Origin of the sequence: Candidatus Phyllobacterium onerii (assembly GCF_028331445.1) — a bacterium.
GTDB lineage: Bacteria > Pseudomonadota > Alphaproteobacteria > Rhizobiales > Rhizobiaceae > Phyllobacterium > Phyllobacterium onerii.
In genome coordinates this window covers 752,521-772,402 of the sequence record NZ_JAQMHX010000001.1, presented here as the reverse complement: position 1 = coordinate 772,402, position 19,882 = coordinate 752,521, and the positions used below count along the sequence as shown (strand labels likewise).

Genomic DNA, 19,882 nt, shown 5'->3' with positions numbered 1-19,882 from the left:
GTTTCCGCACAATACAGAGAAACGAATCGGGGACCAGTGATATGCGGAATCGCGACATTGAACCTTTGGAACTTCGGGACTTCCTCGTCATGGCTGTGTTATTGGCGGCCGTCTTGTTTGTGTTGTGGGGAACAGTTCTGACGATCGGCAATACCCGGCATAACTTCGAGGTTCAGCCGGTCGTTGCACGCTAGGGTGTGTCGATATTCACGCCCCAGCACAAATTTTCGCCATACAGAGCCGTTCTAGCGGACAGCGGCGACAATGTGGGCGCTGATCCTGCCCTCGATGGCGCCGCTTCCAAACCGTTGCATCAGGGCCTGTGCCACATGTTCTGTGGCGGCCTCAAGACCGGATGGCGAGCGGGCTTCGATCTCTTTTCGCAGCGGTGTCCCCTGGCAAAACGCGATCGCGGCATCGCGCGCTGAATCCGCGCAGCTGGTCTTGTCGAGCGTTTCCATGGCGATGGATTTGAAACCCGCGGCCGACATTTCGTCGCGGATCGCCTTCTGATCCCAATAACCGTGCGGTGTTCTTGCCATGAAACGAGGCGGGTCGTCCGGAAACATCTCTTCCAGCGCGCTTGTTACCTCTTGGGTGAATTCACTGGTCTCCAGTCTGTCCCAGACATTGAAAAAATAGTGTCCACCGGGCTTCAGGACGCGGTAAGCTTCCTTATGCCCCTGGACCTTGTCCGGGTAGAACATGACCCCGAATTGACACGCTACGGCGTCGAACATTTGCGGCTCGAAGGGAAGCGCGAGGGCGTCTGCTTGCTGCCAGACGATGCGACTATCTTCGGGCTGCCTCAAGCTTGCACGATCAAGCATCGGTTGGTTGAGATCCGATGCAACGATCCGCGTTTCCGCGTTGAGCCGGGAAGCCATGGCCCGCGTCAGGACACCGGTGCCGGCTGCGATTTCCAGCACGTTTTGCGGCTTGAACCGGGCCACCCGGTCGGCGAGATCCTGCGCATAGGGCTCGAAGATCATCGGCACAATGAGCCGGTCATAAATTTCCGGAATTGCCCCCGCGAAGATTTTGTCTGTCGCTACCATAGGCTGTCTCCATCAGGTCGGCGTAGTGTTTCTCTGAAACATCATCCAAGGGAAACATACACTCAACGCGCAGTTCCTGCGTCGCAATTGTTTGAGCGGTGCCGACGGTTGTAACCAGCGAAAAAAATCTCAAACCATGTCCGTCCTTGGCCAATGACAAGGGGATAACCGGGAGGTGCGCTCCCGCCGAAGAAACATGCCAGTCGGTGTCCACATCGGGATAGGCCAGCAGGCTCCCGATCAGTTCCTTGGTCTGGGGATCCATAACCCTGCCAACGGATTCCCGAACGACTCTAGCCAACAGGCTCTTTGCCGTTTCTGCCCAATCCGTAATAAACGGCCGCATGCCTGCCGGATCGAACATCAGGTGCAAAAGATTTCTCGGTTCCGGGCGCTTTGACAAGTCGATGAAGCAGTTGAAAAATCGGCGGGTTGCCTCATTTGTCATCACGACATTCCAGTGACGGTCCATCACAATCGCCGGAAAGGGTTCGTGTTGACGGAGCATCCGCGTGAGCGCCTCGGTTACGCCTTTCATCTCGCTGTCATCAAGGCTTGCGTCGAAATAGATTGGCGCATAACCCGCGGCGAGCAGAAGCGCGTTTCGCTCTCTGAAGGGAACGTCCAGAGCATCTGCTATATGCAACAGATTGTGACGGCCTGGAGTGCTTCTTCCACTTTCGATGAAACTTATCTGTCGCTGGGAGATGCCGGTATCGAGCGAAAGAGCGAGCTGACTTTTACCGCGGCTGCCCCGCCATGCGCGCAATTGCGGTCCAAGAACATTCGCCGTGTTCGAACTGGAAGTGAGGCTCATCTTCGGGACCTTTCTATGCGATCATCAACGTGCTGGCGGGACAATAACCGATATCCCGCCAGCGACATGCTCACCAGCCAGCACTAGAATGCGACGGGACCGACCGATCCGTACCAATGACGGACCTTCTTTGGCTCGGTTTCATCCATGTAGAAAAAATGCGTCATGACCGGTTTGACAACTGGATGGGCGCGGTCATCCGGCGTCATCGTTACAGTGCCGCGAAATACTTTGAGAGATCCACCATCCCAATATTCGGTCACGTCATGAAGCGCGGTAAATCCGGTATCGATAAAGGCACGCAGGTTCTCGCGGATGGTCTCGCGGCCCTTCCAATCGGCGATGCCCAGGTTACAGGTCGCATGTTCGACGAAACAATCAAAGCCGTCGCCAAAGGTCTTGTCATCAATCTCCTTCCAAAAGTGCAGAAGCCATTCTGGAGGGTCTTTTTTCGTAAAGCTCATCATATTCATGAGTTTCTCCATGTGCGGTGAAAAACGCAGCCAGCGGTTACGCCGGCGCAGGTTGGGAAAACTCTTCTTGCAAGAAGCCTGTCGTTGATACCGCGGGCTGCATGGGGTCATCAATTACATCCGATGTAATAGTTTTACCGACGCGGCAATTTGGATGAACTGACGGCAAAAAAATTGGCCGGACAGAGACGACGATCCCTGTCCGGCCAAGTGCCACGAAACTAGTTGGCCGCATTCACCAGATCGTCCCAGCTCCTCACCTTGTCCTGCCCGTCCAGAAACGGCATGACGGCCTCTGCCAGCTCCGGCGCAAAGAAAATGTCGTAGTGCGTGCGGTTGGGGATGATAGCGAGGCGGTTCTGCGACATGGTCTCGCGCATCCAGCCCGCATCTCTGAGGCCGCCGCCAAGCAGCTGGTAGAATTTGATTTCATGTTCGGGGCGGTACATGTCGCTGTCGGCGAAGACGAGCATCACCGGCATCTTCAATTTCGCGACATCGTCGGAGTAATCGTAGGGCTTGCGCATGAAATCACCCATCGCGCCAAGGAGCCGGGGGAAGTCCTCGGGCTTCGGAGCGACGGCAACATAGGACTTGTACATGGGCGTCTCCTTCATCATGTCGGCCATGCCCGGACTTACCGCCGCCTGCATCTTGATCATTTCAGGATAGAACCCGTCCTGCGCATAGCCGGCCGACACCAGCGCCACGCGGTCGACCATTTCGGGGTGCTGTACGGCCAGCCGGAACGCCACGCCGCCGCCGAACGAATAGCCAAGGACGTCGGCCTTGTCGTAGCCGAGCGACTTCAGGATCGTCGCCATGTCGTCACCCATGGCTTCAAGGCTCATCGGGCGATTGCCGAGCTCGGTGCGGCCATGGCCCTGCAGGTCGACGGCGATAACCTGCCGACCCTCGATGAGGCGCGGCATGATCGGCTGGAACATACCGGTGGATCCAAGCCCTCCATGCAGCAGGAGCAGCGGCGTGCCGGCGCCTTCTCCCTGTATTTCATAATAGTAGTTGATGCCGCCAGCTTCGATGTGCCCGCTTTTTACCGCGGGCGCAGCGTGAGCCGACGTGACGGTCAATGCAACCGCCGCGATAGCAAAGAGGCTTGAAAGAATTTTCATGTTCGTCTCCTCGGACAATGGGAACTTATGTGGGCCAATGCAGTTAAGACGAACAGCAGCCAGAGCACCCGACAGCCTTCCGGAAATTATTTCGAGCTGGCGACGTGCTTTCTGGTTCTGATAGCAGAAACGTGTCTTGACCCCTCGCCGGACGCCTACCATGTTCGATGCAGCCTGGACGCTCAGGACAGACCAACTCAAGCCAGCACGCCCCACGTGCGCAGCCAGATGCGGGACACGAACATGATCACCTTCAAACTCAACGGACAAGAACGGACTTTCGACGGGGATCCCGAGACCCCGTTGCTTTGGGTCATTCGCGATTTCGAAAAACTTACCGGCACAAAGTATGGCTGCGGCATTGCCCAGTGCGGCGCTTGCACGGTTCACATGGACGGCACGACGCGCCGCAGTTGCATTACGCCGATATCAACGGTCGAAGGATCGGACATCATCACGATCGAAGGCATCGAAGGCAAGGAGGCCGACGCCATCCACAAAGCCTGGGTCGCGATCGATGTACCGCAGTGCGGGTACTGTCAATCCGGACAGATCATGTCCGCCGTAGCGCTTCTCCAAACGACGCCGAAGCCCACCGACGATGATATCGATGGCGCGATGGCAGGCAATATCTGTCGATGCGCTACCTATCACCGTATCCGGCAAGCGATCCACAACGCTGCCGACACGATGGAGGGCTGAGCCATGACCATTCACAACATAACGGCTACACGCCGCTCGTTCCTCGCAGGTGCCGGGCTTGTTATCGGCTTCACGCTCGCGCCAAAAGTGTTTTCCGCACAGGCACTCGAAGGTGTCCCGGCTGGCGGCGTGGAAACGCTTTCGCCGATGAACGCCTTCGTCAAGATCGGTGCCGATGACACGGTTACCGTGCTGTCGAAGCATATCGAATTTGGCCAGGGTCCGTTCACCGGGCTGGCAACAATCGTCGCTGAAGAGCTCGATGCGGACTGGAGCCAGATGCGCGCCGTGCATTCACCGGCGGACGACAAGGTCTATGCAAACCTTGCCTTTGGGCTTCAAGGCACGGGCGGCTCGACCTCCATTGCCAACTCCTACGAGCAGCTTCGCAAGGCGGGCGCGACAGCCCGGGCCATGCTGGTATCCGCTGCGGCAACGGAATGGAACGTTCCGGCAAGCGAGATCACTGTCTCGAAAGGCCGCATCAAGCATGCGGCTTCCGGCAAGGAAAGCGGCTTCGGCGCGCTGGCCGCCAAGGCAGCGATGCAGACCCCGCCTGCCGAACCCACGCTGAAAGACCCGAAGGATTTCGTGCTTGTCGGGAAAGAGCTTCCGAAGCTCGATACGCTCAGCAAGACCAATGGCACTGCCGTTTATACGCTCGATATAACTGCCGACAACATGCTCTATGCTGTCGTCGAGCACCCCGCGCATTTCGGCGCGACGGTCAAATCCTTTGACGACGGCGAGGCGCGCAAGGTGCTAGGCGTGGTCGATGTCAAACAGGTACCGCAAGGCGTCGCGGTCTATGCCGACAACACCTTTGCCGCACTGAAGGGCCGCGCCGCCTTGAAGGTCGAATGGGATCTCTCGAAGGCTGAAACCCGATCAAGTGACCAGTTGACTGCGGACTACACCAAAATGTTCGCAGAAAAGGGTCTGCAGGCAACGCATAATGGCGATGTCGACAAGGCATTCAGCGGACAGGGCGTGCAATCGCTTGAAGCAACGATCGTTTTTCCGTTCCTCGCGCATGCGCCCATGGAGCCGCTCGATGCCGTGTTCATCAAGAGAGCCGATGGATCGGTCGATGTCTATAACGGCGCACAGTTCCCCGGCATGGACCAGAAGACCGCTGCAAAGGTCTTGAACCTCGATCCTGCGAAAGTCCGGCTGAACACGCAGATCACCGGCGGCAGCTTCGGCCGCAAGGCGCAGTTCGGCTCGCCCTACATGCAGGAAGCCGCTGCTGTTTTCGGCGCTACCGATGGCAAGCGTCCAGTGAAACACATGTGGACGCGTGAGGACGACATTCGCGGCGGCTATTATCGGCCGATGTATGTGCACAAGATGCGCGGCGCGATGGATGCCGATGGCCAGATCGTCGGCTGGGACCAGACAATCGTCGGCCAGTCGATCATGGGCAAGGCCGACCTCGATTCCACGTCGGTCGAAGGCGCGTCGGACCTGCCATACACGATCCCGAACCTGCGCGTCATCGCGCACAATACCAAGCTCGAGATACCGCCGCTCTGGTGGCGCTCGGTCGGGCACACGCATACGGGCTTCGCGGTCGAGACCTTCGTCGATGAATTGCTGCAGAAGGTCGGCAAGGATCCGGTCGAGGGCCGACTGGCGCTCTTGAGCAAAGAGCCCCGGCATACGGGAACGCTCAAGAAGGTCGCTGAAATGGCCAATTGGGGTTCGCCGGTGCCTGATGGACGCCAGCGCGGTGTTGCGATCGTCAAGAGCTTCGACACCTATGTCGCGCAGATCGTTGAGATTTCGCTCGGCGAGGACGGCGCGCCTCGCGTGCACAAGGTGTGGTGTGCTGTCGATTGCGGCGTTGCGGTCAATCCCAACGTCATCGCGGCGCAGATGGAAGGCGGCATCGGCTATGGTCTTGGCGCGGTCCTGTTCGATGCGATCACGCTTGGAGACGGGGGCAAGATCGTCCAATCCAACTTCCACGACTACCGGTCATTGCGCATCAACGAAATGCCGGCAATCGAAGTCGCGATCATCCCTTCGAGCGAAAAACCCACCGGGGTCGGCGAACCGGGTGTACCTCCGGTCGGCCCCGCGGTTGCCAATGCATGGCGGCGACTGACCAATAATCCCGTCCGGCAGCTGCCGATCGTCAACGTGCTTTCGGCTTGAGGGGACGCAGGATGAAACGGAACATCGCTTACATCTCGCTCGCAGTGTGTCTTGCGGTCAATGGCGGGCTTGCCGTGTCGAGTATTTCACGCGCCCAGGACAAGCCCGTCGTCGCAAAAGAAGAGCTCAAGCCCGCATCGTCGTTCCAATCGATCGCTGATGAAAAGCAGCGGTCGGTTGCGCTTTTCGAAGAGGCCGGCAAGGTCATCGAGCATCCGCGCTGTGTCAACTGCCATCCGGCAAGTGACAGGCCGCTGCAGGACATTTCCATGCATCCGCACCAGCCCCCGGTGTCGCGCGGTGAAGGCGGCATGGGCATGCCCGGAATGCAATGCAACACTTGCCACGGGCCGGAGAATGTAAAAGTCATCGGGCAAGCCGAGACGATCAAGAGCATTCCCGGCAATCCGAACTGGCATCTGGCGCCTATCGAAATGGCGTGGGAGGGCAAATCTCTCGGCGCCATCTGCAACCAGATCAAGGATCCGCAGCGCAATGGCGGCAAGAACCTGGACGAGATCGTCCAGCATATGGCGCATGACGACCTCGTCGGCTGGGGCTGGCATCCGGGCGATGGCAGGGAGCCGGTTCCAGGAACGCAGGAAGCCTTCGGCGAACTGATCAAGGCTTGGGTCGCGACCGGCGCTGCCTGCCCGTCGTAACTTGCTCTAGCTTCTGCTGGCGATCTCGGCTCCAAGGCGCAAAGTTTCGCGTATCAACAGGTCGAGATCGCCCTGGCGGGTGCGATGATTGTTGATTGCGACACGCAGGCAATGCTCGCCATGAACAGTCGTGTCTGAAATGGAAGCCGTCCCCTCCTCCTGCAATCTCAGCATGATCTCGGTGTTGAGTGCCTTGAGCCGTTCGCCGGAAAACCCTTCAGGACGATAGCGATAGCAGACGATATTGATGTTGGTCGTTGCGACCAGTTCGAGAAGTGGTTCGGCTTCGACCAGACTATTGAGATAGTGGCCCTGCCGGATGTTCTGGTCGATGAGTCGCCCGAATTTTTGAACGCCATGTTCCTTCAGCGACATCCAGACTTTCAACGCGCGGAACCCGCGAGAGGTCTGCAAACCGTACTCGTGCAGCCAATTGGCCGATGCGAGGCCGCGCGACGTCATCTCCAGATATTCCGGCGTCACTGCAAATGTTTCGCGGTGCGCGGCCGCATCGCGGACCAGCGCACAGCCGACTTCGAAGGGAGCATGCAGCCATTTATGCGGATCGAGCGCAACGGAGTCCGCGCGCTCTATGCCGGCAACGCGCCACCTGTTTTCGGGCGCGATGGCAATGAGCGCTCCGATGCAGCCATCGACATGAAACCAGAGCCCCTCCTCCGCTGCCAAGGTCGCGAGGCCTTGCAGATCGTCGAAGGCGCCGGTGTTGACGGTTCCTGCTGTTCCGATCACGCAGGCGGGTTGAAATCCCGCGGCACGATCTTCCGCGATTGCCGCGCGCAATGCCGAAAGGTCAATGCGCAACTCATCATCGGTACCAATACGCCGGAGCGCGCGGTTTCCGAGGCCGAGCGCCTCCATTGCCTTGCGGTGGCAGCTGTGGAGCTGATCGGAACCGTAGAAGCGCAAGGGCTTTTCCATCGCAGCGACGCCATATTCACGCACGTCGATACCAGCCTTGGCGTTCCGCGCCACGGTCAGGCCGATAATATTGGCCATCGACCCGCCACTGACCAGCGTCCCGCTGGCCGAGGCTGGCAAGCCCAGCATCTCCTTGCACCAGTTGACGACCTGTTGATCCATCAAAGCGGCGGCGTGATTGCCGCCGCCAAGGTTAGAGCCCTGGATGGCCGCCAGAAAATCGCCGAGTGCCCCGGTAAAGTTGCTCGCACCCATGTACCACGACCAGAAACGCGGATGAATGTTGCCCATGGGATAGGACATCACCGTATCCGTTACCTCGCGATAGACGTCGGCAAGTGGTGCCGGCGATTGCGGCAGGGGAGCGTCGAAAGAAGCCCTGACCTCCCCTGGCATGTCCTGCCAGACCGGGCGCTCGCGAACATTGCGCAGGTAACCGACCGCGTCGTCGATAACCTGATGCGACAGCGTCTGGACGCTCGCCCAGTCCTCCGGATCGAGCGTTTCTTCGGCGTTCCTTGCTACCGGCTTGAGCGATGTGTCCATTTCACACCTCCGGTCATTCGGCAGCGAACTGGTAGCCGGGGGTCGAGCGCGAGAGCGCCGTTTCCTCTTCATCCATTTCAGCTTCGATCCCTTCGAAGAGCGGCGTTGTCATGTAACGTTCGCCCGTATCGGGAAGCATGCACAGGATCACCGAACCAGCAGGCGCCGTTTCGGCGATGAGATGCGCGACGGCAAAGGTCGCACCGCCGGAAATGCCGGTGAAAATGCCCTCCTTTTGCGCAAGCGCCCGGGCCCATTTGATGCCTTCCGGTCCGGGAATTGGCACGACCTGATCATAGAAGCTGTCATCGATGGCTTCCTGCAACACATATGGAATGAAATCCGGCGTCCAACCCTGGATAGGATGTGGTTCGAAGGCCGGATGACTGCCGGCCGGCGCGTTGCCCGGGCCGCGTTCCTGTGCCTTGCCGCTACCGAGCAGTTGGGCATTGGCCGGTTCGCTTAGAACGATCCGTGTTTCCGGCCGCTCGCGGCGCAAGACACGGCCAACGCCAGCGACAGTGCCACCGGTTCCGTAGCCGGTCACGAAATAATCGAGCCGCGATCCGGCAAAATCATTGATGATCTCGCGGGCAGTCGTCGCTTCATGGATATCGGCATTGGCTTCGGTTTCGAATTGACGGGCGAGGAACCAGCCGTTCATCTCCGCAAGTTCCACGGCTTTTTGGTACATGCCAAAGCCCTTCTGCGCGCGGGGGGTCAGCACGACCTTGGCGCCCAGCATACGCATCAGCTTGCGGCGTTCGATGGAAAAACTGTCGGCCATGGTCACGACCAGCGGGTAGCCTTTTTGCGCACAGACCATGGCAAGGCCGATCCCGGTATTGCCGCTGGTGGCCTCGACGACGGTCTGACCCGGCTTCAGCGTGCCATTGCGCTCGGCCTCTTCGATGATGTTGAGCGCCAGTCTGTCCTTCACCGACGAAGCCGGATTGAAGAACTCGGCCTTCACATAGATTTTGGCATGATCTGGCGCCAGATTGTTGATCCTGATCACCGGCGTATCGCCGACCGTGTCGAGAATGCTGTCGAAGAGGCGCCCGCGCCCGTTCGTCGTTCTGATTGCTGCTTGGGTTGTCATGATCCTTTTCCCCTATGGTTGTTTGTTTGCGCAAACTGCGCCAGCAGCACCCAGCACGTATGGCGCCGGATGCAACTTTTCGATTTCCATGATAGAAGAAAAACGTGGGGGCATCGTGGGAACAAGCGTGGAAACGCACGTGGAATCTGCATTGGTAGCGTTGACCGGCCATGCTGCCGGCGTATGCGTGCGGATGCTTGGTCCCTTGACAATCGCCCAGAACGGGGTGCCGCTGGAACTTCCCGCGTCACGCAAGGTCCGTGCTCTTTTCGCCTATCTGGCGCTAACTCCGCACGCGGTCGGACGCAGCCGCCTCTGCGACCTGTTGTGGGATGTGCCCAACGATCCGCGCGGCGAACTGCGCTGGAGTCTCAGCAAGCTGCGCGGTGTCCTCAACGAACCCGGCCACCAAAGAATTGAAACCACCGACGACACGATCCGGCTCGATCTCAGTGGCTGTTTCGTCGATGCCCTTCACATTGCCTCGGCCGCGGAAGAAGGTATCGAGACGCTCGACCTACCGCGGTTGCGCGAACTTTCCCGGCACTTCGCCGGTGATTTTCTTGAAGGGCTGGAGATAGATCGCAGCCCGCATTTCAATCATTGGCTGATCGCCCAACGGCGCCGGTTCCGCTCCTGCCATGCTGCCGTACTTGAACATCTGGCTAAGAAACTGCCGGCAGATTCGGACGAAATCTCATCCATTCTGAATGCGTGGGTCGCGCTTGCGCCATTCGACAAGCGCGCGCATCTGGCATTGCTGGCAACGCTTGCGGAGCGCGGTCAGATAGGGGAATGCGAAGAACACCTTGCAACGGCGGCGAGGTTGTTCGACTCGGAGGGACTGGACTTCACGCCGGTACGGGAGGCATGGCCCGCAATCAAGAATGGACGACAGGCCACAACTGCAGGACACATCTACATTCCCGCCGCGCCGCGCATCGATTTGATTTCACCAACGACCCCGGTTGCCGGTGCAGACCATCACGCGTCACTTGCGGTCATGCCCTTCGTGCTGGAGACAAGCAGCGAGCTGATACGAGGCGGGCTTGCAGACGGCCTGACCCACGACATCATCACCCGCCTCGCCCGGCTGAAAAGCTTCTTTGTGATCGCACGCGGTTCGGTCTTTGCCCTGGCGGAGCGAAATATCGGCCCCGAGGATGCCGGCCGTCACCTCAACGTGGATTACGTGGCCAGCGGCAGCGTGCGGTATCTGCAAAACCGCGTTCTCGTGCGGGCCGAGCTTGTCGAAGTGCGAACCGCGCGCATCGTCTGGGCGGAGGTCTTCGATCACAAGCTTGATGACACATTCCTTGTTCTCGACGAGATCGGCAACAGGATCGTTTCGGCAATCTCCAGCGAAATCGAACTGGTCGAGCGCAACCGCGCTATCCTCAAATCGCCGAGCTCGTTGAATGCCTGGGAGGCCTACCACCGCGGCCTCTGGCACATGTACAGGTTTACGCGGCAGGAGAACGAGCTTGCGCAACACTTTTTCGGGGTAGCTGTGCGGCTTGATCCAACCTTTGCCAGAGCGCATGCGGGTCTGTCGTTCACCCATTGGCAGAACGCCTTTCAACGGTGGGGCGATTACGCGAAAGAAAGTGACCAGGCCTATGCTGCGGCTGGCCAGAGCCTTATTGTCGACGATAACAATCCGGCAGCGCACTGGGCCATGGGCCGGGCCCTTTGGCTGCGGCATCGGCAGGATGAATCGCTTGTCGAGCTTGAAAGAGCCGTAGAACTCAGCCCGAACTTCGCGCTCGGCCATTACGCGCTGTCGTTCGTCCAGTCCCAGTCCGGCGATCCGACAGCGGCGATCGGATCGTCCGACCATTCGCGGCATTTGAGCCCGGTCGATCCGCTGTTGTTCGGCATGCTTGGTGCGCGCGCCATGGCCCACGTTCGCCTTGGCCAGTTCGAAGAAGCGGCGGAATGGGCACTGAGGGCCGCCGCGCGGCCCAACGCTCACGCCATCATTCTCTCCATCGCGGCGCACTGCCTCGCACTGGCTGGGCGGATCGACGAAGCGAAGGCCTTTGCCGCTTCCATACGCAAGACGCTACCCCAGTATTGCGTCGATGATTTTCTTGCGACGTTCCAGTTCACGCCCGACACCGAGGCTGTGTTCAGGCGGGGCGCAAAACGGATCGGATTGGCCTAGGCACATCGTTATTCAAGTCCTGACGGGCTGCAAATGATGGTCTTCTGCGCTTCCGGTGCTCACGTACCAGAAGTACGCTGCGCTCCGGTTCTCGAAACCCACCATTTTCGCCTCGTCATGACTTGAATCTCAATATGCCCTCCTTCAGGGTAGGACATGAGCCGATTTACGAAATGTCTCGCCCTGATTGTAGTAGCGTGGGTCGGCACGGCACTTTTGCCGGAGGTATCGAAAGCAGATGACAAAGCCCAGCCAAGTGATTTCGGCTTTCCCCTGCCCAACCCAGAGCCAGAGTTGCCACAGGGTGTGGACGCCTTCGATCCGCCGGTCTTCCGGTTAAGTCCGTCTGCGCCCGCTATCGCCGAAATAACGAGAACTGCGGACCACGACGAAATCGTCTCGATGACTGGCGTCGAGCTGGATGGAGCAACCAGCTTCGACGTCTTTTCGCAACCGCCGTCCAGCCCGGAAGGATCAGTCATTTCGACCTCGCCGCTGCGTGCCGATGACACCGCTGCGACGGTTCTGATGCCGGCATCCCTCCCCGCCTGGTCGATGTATCTGATCCGGCCGAAACGCGATGACGCGGGCGGCAAGGCTTTCGCCATCAACCGAACTGAAAGCTGGTGGCTCGGGCCCGATAATGCTGTTCCAGGAGCAACAATTTCTGTCTATGGGCGCAATCTGGCGAGGTCCAACGGCACATCTGCATCGTTCATTTATATCAAGCCCGCCAACGGTGCCGGGCAATATGTAACGCCGGTTTCAATCAATCCCTTCAAGGTCGACTTCAAGGTGCCGAACCTCGCGGCGGGTTCCTATGAGGTATGGATCCACAATGGCCATGGAGGTCGTTTCGGCTGGAGCGGTCCGTTGAACCTGGCCATCGCCGATCAATCTCCATGGGCCCGGCAAGATCAGAAGATGATCGACGTAAGGAGTTTTGGCGCAAAAGGCGATGGTGTGACCGATGATACCGCCGCTATCGAGGCGGCGTTGACAGCGGCGGCAAGCGTTGCGCCCGCCACCATACATTTTCCGGCCGGAGTCTACCTCATCGAATCGGTGCTCAGAGCGCCGGATAACGTGCACTGGCTTGGTGACGGTATGGATGCGACCGAGATCAGACTGGGCAAAAAGGTTTCCGGCAGCATGATTGTCGATGCGAACCGCAATGCGCAGTTCGAAAAACTGACGCTCAATGCCAATGGCAATACCGGCACTACCCCGCTGCTATGGATCCCTGGCGTCGAGAACCTGCGCCTGCAAGCCATGCGGCTGAAAGCCTGGGGCGCACCGGCTCTCGAAGCGCATGACGCATCGGGCCTTTATATCGACAGCTCCGAGTTGATCGAGAATGGATCGTTCTACGGCAATAGCCGGCAGATATTCATGACCAACAATCGCTTTCGCATGACGGGATATGGCGAGTCCGTGGTTGCACTTTGGGGCGGACGCGAGTTTTCGATGGTGGGTAACGATCTCGCCAATGCTGACGAGAACCGCGACGACGGACACGGCATTGGTCGGTTCTTTGTTGCCCAGGGCCACGCCGGCAGCATGGAAAACATGTATTGGGGCGACAATGTCTCGCACCAGGCCGCCCCGCATAATTGCAACAAGGTCGACTGCAACAAGGGTGAACAAATATGTTTCGAGATGGTCGGCAGCGACCTGAAGGACGGATTCAAAGCAGCCACCGCGAACACGGTCAGCTTCTCGTCACTCGCGGCCTCCGACAAGGCCGGGGGCCAGGATCTGGTTATCGTCGGCGGCAGAGGCGCGGGCCAGCATCGGCGTATCGTGTCGGTAAACGACAATACCGCGACCTTGGACAAAGACTGGAATGTCGTGCCAGATGACACGAGCCGGTTCGCCCTTGCGGCGGCGGCTTCACAGGTGGCCATCTACAACAACACTTTTCAGGGCCGCCCAAGCTATTTCAAGCATGATTCCGACTCCACCGCCGTCCTGCTCTACGGCAATGTCTATGACGCAGTTGTCGACCGGAACAACATCTCGCAAATGCGCCATGGCATGATGACTGTCGCCTTGAGCTCGGCCAATGGCTTGAGCCCCTATTTCCTGCAATATTCCAACAATACGGTCAGCGACAGCAATAGCGGGCTTTATGTCGGCACGACCTTTACCGATTCAGGGGTTGCGGGTGTCTGGGGCGGTCTTGGCAATGTCTATCGCAAGAACACCTTCAACAGGCTCGCGCATATCGGCGTCGAATTTGAATCCTGGGGGTATAACGGGGCCGATTACAACGGAACGGTTTTTGAAGGAAACCGGTTCACCAATCTGAAATTCGGCTTCATAGATGCTTTTCAACTCATGTGGACCTACACCGGAAGCTTCAAAGCGCCACCTCTCTACAGTTCACGCAAATACAACACGATCCTCTACAAGAACGTCTTCGAGCGAGGCGCGGCATTGGGCAAGGGCAGCGTCGGATTCAAGACACTGCAACCGAAGAACACATGGTTGAACTTCGGCTCCACATGGACGGGCTTCGAGTCGGGCAACAAGGGCCCGGCCAAGAAGTAAATCAGGCGAAGATCAGCGCGGGCAAACGTCCCAGAAACCGGTTGTCCTGGCGGCGTTGGTGTAATACCAGCAATAACCGGAACGGGGCGGCGATCCCGCAATGGCGACCGCTGAGGCACCTGCAACGAAGCCGATCGCGGCGCCTGCCGCAATCGCTCCGCCCGGCCGCCAGTAACGACGCGGATTGACGACGACGACTCCGCGCCGTACTGGCGCACGGACGACGGCGCCTCTGCGAACTGTCGACACAGCGGCACATCCACGTGGGCCGCAGCCGGCAACCGTTCGCCGGGCGGCGTCGGCAGACGATACCATCATCGGGCCGGTCACCATCATCAGCACCGCAAGCGTCATCGGCGCGTGTCCTAGAAATCCTGAAAGCTTCATCGGGTCCCCCCTGGTTAGCTCGAATTTTAGCTGTGCCTGACAACGTCAAACGATCAAGGCCGCAGCACATGACAGGAAGCGCCCATATTCGACCACTTGCAAGCTGATCATATTGTTGAGGGAGAGCACAGTCCCGATCCACTTTACATGGCTCGGCGAGCTGATTGCGTTATGATACAAGAACACGTCAGACTTTGGGGGAACAATGAAACTAGGTTTTGTAGGAACGGGTGCCATAACCGAGGCCGTCATCACGGGCTTTATGAAATCAAGGTCCGATATCGAGGCTATCATTGTCTCCCCTCGCAGCCAGGACATTGCAGCACGATTGGCAACAATGTTTCCGATCGTGCGCGTGGGTCGTGACAACCAGGATGTCGTAGACAGCGCCGACATCGTGTTTCTTGCGGTGAGGCCGCAAATCGCCGAGGAAGTGGTAAAAGCGCTCAAATTCCGCGAGCACCAGCAGGTGGCGAGCTTTATTGCTACTGTCCCGATAGAGTCCCTCACCAGTTGGATTGGCGTGCCCGTAACCATTACCAGGACAATTCCCCTGCCTTTTGTCGCTGAATTGCGCGGAGCAACGGCAATCTATCCGCTCAACGACGAGATTGCCGACTTGTTCTCTTCGCTCGGCGCTTCAGTGCAGGCAAACGACCTCAAGCAATACAATCTTTTCAGCGCGGCGAGCTCGCTGATGGCCACATATTTCGGCCTGCTGGAAACAAGCGCCCGTTGGCTCGAAGCCGAGGGAATGCCCTACGATCAGGCGAGCATCTATTTAAAAGGGCTGTTCGGCGGTCTGTGCCATGCAACGGACGCATCAAATGAACAATCATTCGAGGAAATGGCTTCCGAGTTTTCGACAAACGGCGGTCTGAATGAGCAGGTCTTCGCGGAGTTCAAGGAGAATGGTGGAACGAAGGCGTTGACGCTTGCCCTCGACTCCGTGCTCAAGCGTATCGAACAGACGTGATCTAGGGGGGGCACGGCAATGCGATCTCGCTTGCCGTGCTGCCATCAGAACCGGGTAATGAGCGTCCAAGCCATCCCGGCCACAGCGCAGCCGATGAGCGTAAAGATGACGGATACTCGGAATCGAAACAATGCGAGTACAGCGGCTGCAGTCAGAAGCAGCGACGCAAAATTTATCGACCGGAAGATTGGAATATCGAGCGAGAACCATCCAACACTGAAAGTTTCGACGTCTGCAAACAGCACGTGCAGGCCGAACCAGATTGCCAAGTTTAGAATGACGCCGACAACTGCAGCAGTGATTGCGGACATGGCACCTGTCAGCGCTTTGTTGCCGCGCAAGCTTTCGACGAACGGTGCGCCAAGGAATATCCACAAAAAGCATGGGATGAACGTCACCCATGTCGTCAGCACCGCTCCGAAGGTTGCTGCAACCATTGGATTTAGGGAACCCGGAGCGCGAAAGGCACCCATGAAGCCAACGAACTGGACAACCATGATCAGCGGTCCCGGTGTCGTCTCGGCCATTCCCAGGCCATCGAGCATCTCGCCGGGCTTGAGCCAACCATAGTGCTGGACCGCTTCTTGCGCGACGTATGCAAGCACAGCATAGGCTCCGCCGAACGTTACCAATGCCATCTGACTGAAGAAGATCGCAATCTTGGAAAAGACACTGTCGAAGCCGAGAAAGGCGACAATAAGTGCGACAGGCACCAGCCAAAGTACGAGCAAGATACCTGAGACCTGCAGCGACCAAACAAGGTTGGGCCGCGCGTGACGAGGGGTGATTTCGCCAAGCGCCGAATGTCTGTCTTCCAGCACTGCACTTGCTCCGGACTTGTGGCCGCCACCGATCTGAAACAGTGGGGATCCGATCCGTCCGCCCATGTAGCCGAGCGCACCCGCTATCAAGATAATCATTGGAAACGGGACATGAAGGAAGAAGATCCCCACAAAGGCGCATGCCGCAATTGCGACCATAGCTTTGTTCTTCAGAGCCCTCCCGCCGATCCGAAACACTGCTTGAAAAACCACTGCTAGCACTGCAGCCTTTAGCCCGAAGAACAATCCTTCAATAACATCGACGCTGCCGAACGCGACATAGATGTAGCTGAGGCCAAGGATTGCGAGGAAGCCGGGTAAAACGAACAGGATACCGGCGACAAGGCCTCCGGCCGTCCTGTGCAAAAGCCATCCGATGTAGATTGCAAGCTGTTGTGCTTCCGGCCCTGGCAAAAGCATGCAGTAATTCAACGCATGTAGAAATCGATGTTCTCCGATCCACCGCTTCTCGTCGACGATGATCCGATGCATAACCGCGATCTGACCCGCAGGACCGCCAAAACTCAGAGCGGCGACCCTTGCCCAGACCTTCACGGCATCCGAGAAGGAGACGCCGTGTTCGTGTTCTTGCTCATCTGAGATTGCGCTGGACTTGCCGATAATGTCTGTCATCACACTGTCCGCTTCGTGGACGGCCAATTGTGTTTCTCGTCGGTCGCATCTCGGCTCCAGCGATAGAAGGCGTCGTAGAGCCCGAGACCGGCATTTAGCTGCTCGTGGTCATCCGCGAACATCCGCGACAGTCCAAGCGATGCTGCCAGTAGCCCAGGAGCTTCAGGGGCGAGATCAAGTCGCGCTGTATCGGCCCCTCTGACGATGGTCGCCAATCGCAGCAATGGCTCTGACGACAAGCCTAATTCTTCGACCATCACATCGAAGGTGCACCGTTCATCGCGGTGGCTCCAGAAAACGCCTTCGATGTCGTATGGTGCCGCGTTGAAGCGTTCCGCGACGGCCTCGACGTCAGTGGGGGGAACGAACAGAAAGACAGCATCCCGGTCAACGAAGCGCTTGATCAGCCATGGACAGGCGATGCGATCGATTTTCGGTCGCGCTCGTGTCACCCAGACCGTACGGCCCGTACTATCGCTAGCGGGTAATTTCGAAACCGGCACCATCTGGAAGCCAGATGCCAGCCATGCTTCGATCCCGCCCTCAAGAACATTGGCATCGATCCCCGCTTGGCGAAGCAATGCGGCCACACCGTGACTTAGCTTTCGTCCCCGTTGGCAGATCACGATGACCGCATGACGTGCCACATGGCTGAGCCATTCTTGAACGTCGCCATGGCGGCGCCTTATCGAGGCGGGGATCAGGCGGGGATCAGCGTCAAAGTCCTCATTGGTGCGGACGTCGACAAGGATAGGGCAGCCTGGGGTGCCAACCAAGCGATAGAGTTTTTCAGAAGAAATCTCGAGAAGTGAAGTCATCACGCGTCCTCCGTTGTTATTTGGACGCGATACTTCGGCTGACGCCTTGTGGGGTGATCGCAACCCCATAACTGACATAATGTCATGTGGCTTGGGCGTGTCAAGTACGCCGAGGCTCTAGCAGTCGTCCTCTGCGGCGCTTAAAGTTGTTCCCAAACCGGATGGCGCGGCTGCCCGGACGGTCAGACTGAATGGAGGCACAATGCGCATAGGACTTGTTCAAGGAGTACCGGCGGCACTGATGGCCGCAACCTTGTTCGGCATTGGGACACCTTTGGCGAAGCTGCTGTTGTCGTCAGTCAGCCCCTGGATGCTTGCCGGACTCTTGTATCTCGGCTCTGGCCTGGGTCTGACGCTCTATCGCCGGTTCACGAAGTCTCCGGCTGTCCATCTACCTCGTCACGAGCTGGTATGGTTCATTGGCGCTGTCACTGCTGGCGGCATTGTTGGACCGGTTCTGCTCATGGTTGGATTGGTCGGGATACCCGCATCAGGTGCTTCACTGCTATTGAATGCCGAAGCTGTCTTCACAGCCCTCCTCGCCTGGTTCGTCTTCAAAGAGAATTTCGACCGGCGTATCGCGCTCGGTATGATCGCAATTATGGCCGGAGCGCTGATCTTGAGCTGGCCAAGCGAAGCCCATTTCGAGGGGTTCTGGTCAGCCTGTGCGATCTTGGCAGCGTGTTTTGCTTGGGGCATCGACAACAACTTGACCCGTAAAGTGTCCTTGTCTGACGCATCGTGGATCGCATCGGTGAAGGGCCTTGTCGCCGGTTCGGTAAACCTCGGACTAGCCTTGTTGTTGGGTTCTCATTTGCCGCCTCTGCCCAATCTGATGGGTGCACTCATACTTGGGTTCGTCGCCTACGGAATAAGCCTGGCTCTGTTTGTGGTGGCGCTACGGCACTTGGCGACTGCTCGAACAGGTGCGTATTTCTCAGTTGCTCCTTTTATTGGTGCAGTGCTTGCACTGGCGATGGGCGAGCCACTGACGCCTTCGCTCATTTTTGCTGGCACCCTGATGGCAATAGGCATCTGGCTCCATCTTACGGAACAACACCATCATGATCACGTCCATGCCGAACTCGAGCACGCGCATGAGCATGTTCACGATCTGCACCATCAGCATGATCACGCGTATCCAGTCGCCGCCGATGTCAGTCATAGCCATCTCCACAGACATCCTGCCTTGCGACACACGCACTCGCATTTCCCCGATGCGCACCATCAACATCGACACAAGTCTTGACGCGGTTGGATTGAGGGCAGGTGTCCGCGCCAACCTTGACCCCACGCGTGATTCATAAGAAAGTCGGGCGACAACTTCTACGGAGAGGACACAGCATGGCCATCTCACGCAAGGAAGAGCTGCGCGCACTGAACGCAGAAGAGCGTATTTTGGTGGAGAAGTCTCACCATCCCGCGTTGCAGGAAATGAATGATGCTGACCTGTCCAACCTGGTGAAGCTTGCACGTCAACAGCGTGACAAGGCGCAAACGGAGGCTAACCGGCGTCGCCGCGAAATGCGCGGCAAGGCCGACCCGAAGGGCAGTGCAGCTTCGGCCCGGGATGATGGATCTCAGCTGAAAGTCGCGGTTCTCGCGATGACAATGCGCCGGCTGAACACTGAAGTGGAGCGACGTCGCCGCCTGGCAGCCAGCATCACACTGATCGAAAACGCACGCAATGTGCTGGCGTTGAAGCAGCAGGCGCCGACAAGAGGCGATGAATTCAATACGCGGTATGCACATCAAGGCATGCGTGCGAAGCCTAACACCAAGGTAAACAGTCTTATCCGGCCGATGGAACGCGGTCGGCAGCGCGCGGCCGCACAGGTAGCACAGGCCAAGCGCGACGCACGCTAACAGCGTGCGGGAGCAATGCGTCAGATCGAGAGACATCGCCTTCTGCCGTTCGCTCACGGTGCCCGGCTA

18 protein-coding genes are annotated in these 19,882 nt (G+C 58.3%); 9 read left to right on the top strand and 9 right to left on the bottom strand.

The window, feature by feature from the left end; translation table 11 throughout:
- The first annotated feature begins 41 nt into the window (after window positions 1–41).
- The gene (locus tag PHA01_RS03640) at window positions 42–194 is read left to right on the top strand and encodes a hypothetical protein (protein ID WP_162701866.1); all 153 of its coding nucleotides are present in this window, start codon (window positions 42–44) and stop codon (window positions 192–194) included.
- Between the two features lie 51 nt (window positions 195–245).
- Here PHA01_RS03640 and PHA01_RS03635 read toward each other — a convergent pair whose 3' ends face one another.
- From PHA01_RS03635 to PHA01_RS03620, 4 genes are all read right to left on the bottom strand, one after another.
- Window positions 246–1,058 carry a class I SAM-dependent methyltransferase gene (locus tag PHA01_RS03635; protein ID WP_271893405.1) on the bottom strand — a complete coding sequence of 271 codons (813 nt, stop codon included), beginning with the start codon at window positions 1,056–1,058 and terminating at the stop codon, window positions 246–248.
- Window positions 1,009–1,875: a helix-turn-helix domain-containing protein gene (locus PHA01_RS03630; RefSeq protein WP_271893404.1), complete on the bottom strand. Its 867-nt coding sequence runs from the start codon at window positions 1,873–1,875 to the stop codon at window positions 1,009–1,011. The genes PHA01_RS03635 and PHA01_RS03630 overlap by 50 nt, the downstream gene beginning before the upstream one ends.
- Window positions 1,876–1,958: 83 nt before the next feature.
- Window positions 1,959–2,348: a nuclear transport factor 2 family protein gene (locus PHA01_RS03625; RefSeq protein WP_271893402.1), complete on the bottom strand. Its 390-nt coding sequence runs from the start codon at window positions 2,346–2,348 to the stop codon at window positions 1,959–1,961.
- Window positions 2,349–2,569: 221 nt separating this feature from the next.
- Window positions 2,570–3,481, bottom strand: a complete 912-nt coding sequence (locus PHA01_RS03620) for an alpha/beta fold hydrolase (protein WP_271893400.1) — start codon at window positions 3,479–3,481, stop codon at window positions 2,570–2,572.
- Between the two features lie 243 nt (window positions 3,482–3,724).
- Between PHA01_RS03620 and PHA01_RS03615 the strand changes: the two genes are divergently transcribed.
- Genes PHA01_RS03615 through PHA01_RS03605 form a run of 3 tightly spaced genes read left to right on the top strand, consistent with a single transcriptional unit; the run spans window position 3,725 to window position 7,005 of the window.
- Window positions 3,725–4,183 carry a (2Fe-2S)-binding protein gene (locus tag PHA01_RS03615; RefSeq protein WP_210001910.1) on the top strand — a complete coding sequence of 153 codons (459 nt, stop codon included), beginning with the start codon at window positions 3,725–3,727 and terminating at the stop codon, window positions 4,181–4,183.
- A 3-nt stretch (window positions 4,184–4,186) separates the two neighbouring features.
- Window positions 4,187–6,343, top strand: coding sequence for a xanthine dehydrogenase family protein molybdopterin-binding subunit (locus PHA01_RS03610; RefSeq protein ID WP_271893398.1), 2,157 nt, complete (start codon window positions 4,187–4,189; stop codon window positions 6,341–6,343).
- A gap of 11 nt (window positions 6,344–6,354) precedes the next feature.
- A complete protein-coding gene (locus tag PHA01_RS03605) occupies window positions 6,355–7,005 on the top strand; it encodes an Isoquinoline 1-oxidoreductase subunit (protein ID WP_271893397.1) in 651 nt (216 codons plus the stop codon).
- Window positions 7,006–7,011: 6 nt separating this feature from the next.
- On the opposite strand, the gene PHA01_RS03600 is transcribed toward PHA01_RS03605, so the two are convergent.
- Window positions 7,012–8,490, bottom strand: coding sequence for a pyridoxal phosphate-dependent decarboxylase family protein (locus PHA01_RS03600; RefSeq protein ID WP_271893396.1), 1,479 nt, complete (start codon window positions 8,488–8,490; stop codon window positions 7,012–7,014).
- A gap of 13 nt (window positions 8,491–8,503) precedes the next feature.
- Window positions 8,504–9,592 (bottom strand): PLP-dependent cysteine synthase family protein, encoded by a 1,089-nt coding sequence (locus PHA01_RS03595; RefSeq protein ID WP_271893394.1) that lies wholly within the window; start codon window positions 9,590–9,592, stop codon window positions 8,504–8,506.
- Between the two features lie 88 nt (window positions 9,593–9,680).
- Here PHA01_RS03595 and PHA01_RS03590 point away from each other — a divergent pair, with 88 nt between their 5' ends.
- Together PHA01_RS03590 and PHA01_RS03585 are read left to right on the top strand one after the other, a co-directional pair.
- On the top strand, window positions 9,681–11,759 hold the full coding sequence (locus tag PHA01_RS03590; RefSeq protein WP_417020892.1) for a transcriptional regulator: 2,079 nt from the start codon (window positions 9,681–9,683) through the stop codon (window positions 11,757–11,759).
- 156 nt (window positions 11,760–11,915) lie between these two features.
- Complete coding sequence (locus tag PHA01_RS03585; RefSeq protein WP_271893393.1) at window positions 11,916–14,312, top strand: glycosyl hydrolase family 28-related protein; 2,397 nt, start codon at window positions 11,916–11,918, stop codon at window positions 14,310–14,312.
- Window positions 14,313–14,324: 12 nt separating this feature from the next.
- Here PHA01_RS03585 and PHA01_RS03580 read toward each other — a convergent pair whose 3' ends face one another.
- Entirely contained in the window at window positions 14,325–14,699 is a 375-nt protein-coding gene (locus PHA01_RS03580) for a hypothetical protein (protein WP_271893392.1), read from the bottom strand.
- A 205-nt stretch (window positions 14,700–14,904) separates the two neighbouring features.
- Here PHA01_RS03580 and PHA01_RS03575 point away from each other — a divergent pair, with 205 nt between their 5' ends.
- Window positions 14,905–15,675, top strand: a complete 771-nt coding sequence (locus PHA01_RS03575; RefSeq protein ID WP_271893391.1) for a pyrroline-5-carboxylate reductase — start codon at window positions 14,905–14,907, stop codon at window positions 15,673–15,675.
- A 44-nt stretch (window positions 15,676–15,719) separates the two neighbouring features.
- Here PHA01_RS03575 and chrA read toward each other — a convergent pair whose 3' ends face one another.
- Together chrA and PHA01_RS03565 are read right to left on the bottom strand one after the other, a co-directional pair.
- A complete protein-coding gene (gene chrA / locus PHA01_RS03570) occupies window positions 15,720–17,129 on the bottom strand; it encodes a chromate efflux transporter (RefSeq protein WP_271893390.1) in 1,410 nt (469 codons plus the stop codon).
- On the bottom strand, window positions 17,129–17,947 hold the full coding sequence (locus PHA01_RS03565; protein ID WP_271893389.1) for a sulfurtransferase/chromate resistance protein: 819 nt from the start codon (window positions 17,945–17,947) through the stop codon (window positions 17,129–17,131). Before PHA01_RS03565 ends, chrA begins: the two co-directional genes overlap by 1 nt.
- A 202-nt stretch (window positions 17,948–18,149) precedes the next feature.
- Here PHA01_RS03565 and PHA01_RS03560 point away from each other — a divergent pair, with 202 nt between their 5' ends.
- Window positions 18,150–19,196: a DMT family transporter gene (locus PHA01_RS03560; protein ID WP_271893387.1), complete on the top strand. Its 1,047-nt coding sequence runs from the start codon at window positions 18,150–18,152 to the stop codon at window positions 19,194–19,196.
- Window positions 19,197–19,291: 95 nt separating this feature from the next.
- Entirely contained in the window at window positions 19,292–19,813 is a 522-nt protein-coding gene (locus PHA01_RS03555; protein WP_271893386.1) for a hypothetical protein, read from the top strand.
- Window positions 19,814–19,882 lie beyond the last annotated feature (69 nt).

Coding starts and splice junctions, on each gene's coding strand:
- PHA01_RS03640 (WP_162701866.1), top strand. CDS start 42: ATGCGGAATCGCGACATTGAACCTTTGGAACTTCGGGACTTCCTCGTC.
- PHA01_RS03635 (WP_271893405.1), bottom strand. CDS start 1,058: ATGGTAGCGACAGACAAAATCTTCGCGGGGGCAATTCCGGAAATTTAT.
- PHA01_RS03630 (WP_271893404.1), bottom strand. CDS start 1,875: ATGAGCCTCACTTCCAGTTCGAACACGGCGAATGTTCTTGGACCGCAA.
- PHA01_RS03625 (WP_271893402.1), bottom strand. CDS start 2,348: ATGAATATGATGAGCTTTACGAAAAAAGACCCTCCAGAATGGCTTCTG.
- PHA01_RS03620 (WP_271893400.1), bottom strand. CDS start 3,481: ATGAAAATTCTTTCAAGCCTCTTTGCTATCGCGGCGGTTGCATTGACC.
- PHA01_RS03615 (WP_210001910.1), top strand. CDS start 3,725: ATGATCACCTTCAAACTCAACGGACAAGAACGGACTTTCGACGGGGAT.
- PHA01_RS03610 (WP_271893398.1), top strand. CDS start 4,187: ATGACCATTCACAACATAACGGCTACACGCCGCTCGTTCCTCGCAGGT.
- PHA01_RS03605 (WP_271893397.1), top strand. CDS start 6,355: ATGAAACGGAACATCGCTTACATCTCGCTCGCAGTGTGTCTTGCGGTC.
- PHA01_RS03600 (WP_271893396.1), bottom strand. CDS start 8,490: ATGGACACATCGCTCAAGCCGGTAGCAAGGAACGCCGAAGAAACGCTC.
- PHA01_RS03595 (WP_271893394.1), bottom strand. CDS start 9,592: ATGACAACCCAAGCAGCAATCAGAACGACGAACGGGCGCGGGCGCCTC.
- PHA01_RS03590 (WP_417020892.1), top strand. CDS start 9,681: ATGATAGAAGAAAAACGTGGGGGCATCGTGGGAACAAGCGTGGAAACG.
- PHA01_RS03585 (WP_271893393.1), top strand. CDS start 11,916: ATGAGCCGATTTACGAAATGTCTCGCCCTGATTGTAGTAGCGTGGGTC.
- PHA01_RS03580 (WP_271893392.1), bottom strand. CDS start 14,699: ATGAAGCTTTCAGGATTTCTAGGACACGCGCCGATGACGCTTGCGGTG.
- PHA01_RS03575 (WP_271893391.1), top strand. CDS start 14,905: ATGAAACTAGGTTTTGTAGGAACGGGTGCCATAACCGAGGCCGTCATC.
- chrA (WP_271893390.1), bottom strand. CDS start 17,129: ATGACAGACATTATCGGCAAGTCCAGCGCAATCTCAGATGAGCAAGAA.
- PHA01_RS03565 (WP_271893389.1), bottom strand. CDS start 17,947: ATGACTTCACTTCTCGAGATTTCTTCTGAAAAACTCTATCGCTTGGTT.
- PHA01_RS03560 (WP_271893387.1), top strand. CDS start 18,150: ATGCGCATAGGACTTGTTCAAGGAGTACCGGCGGCACTGATGGCCGCA.
- PHA01_RS03555 (WP_271893386.1), top strand. CDS start 19,292: ATGGCCATCTCACGCAAGGAAGAGCTGCGCGCACTGAACGCAGAAGAG.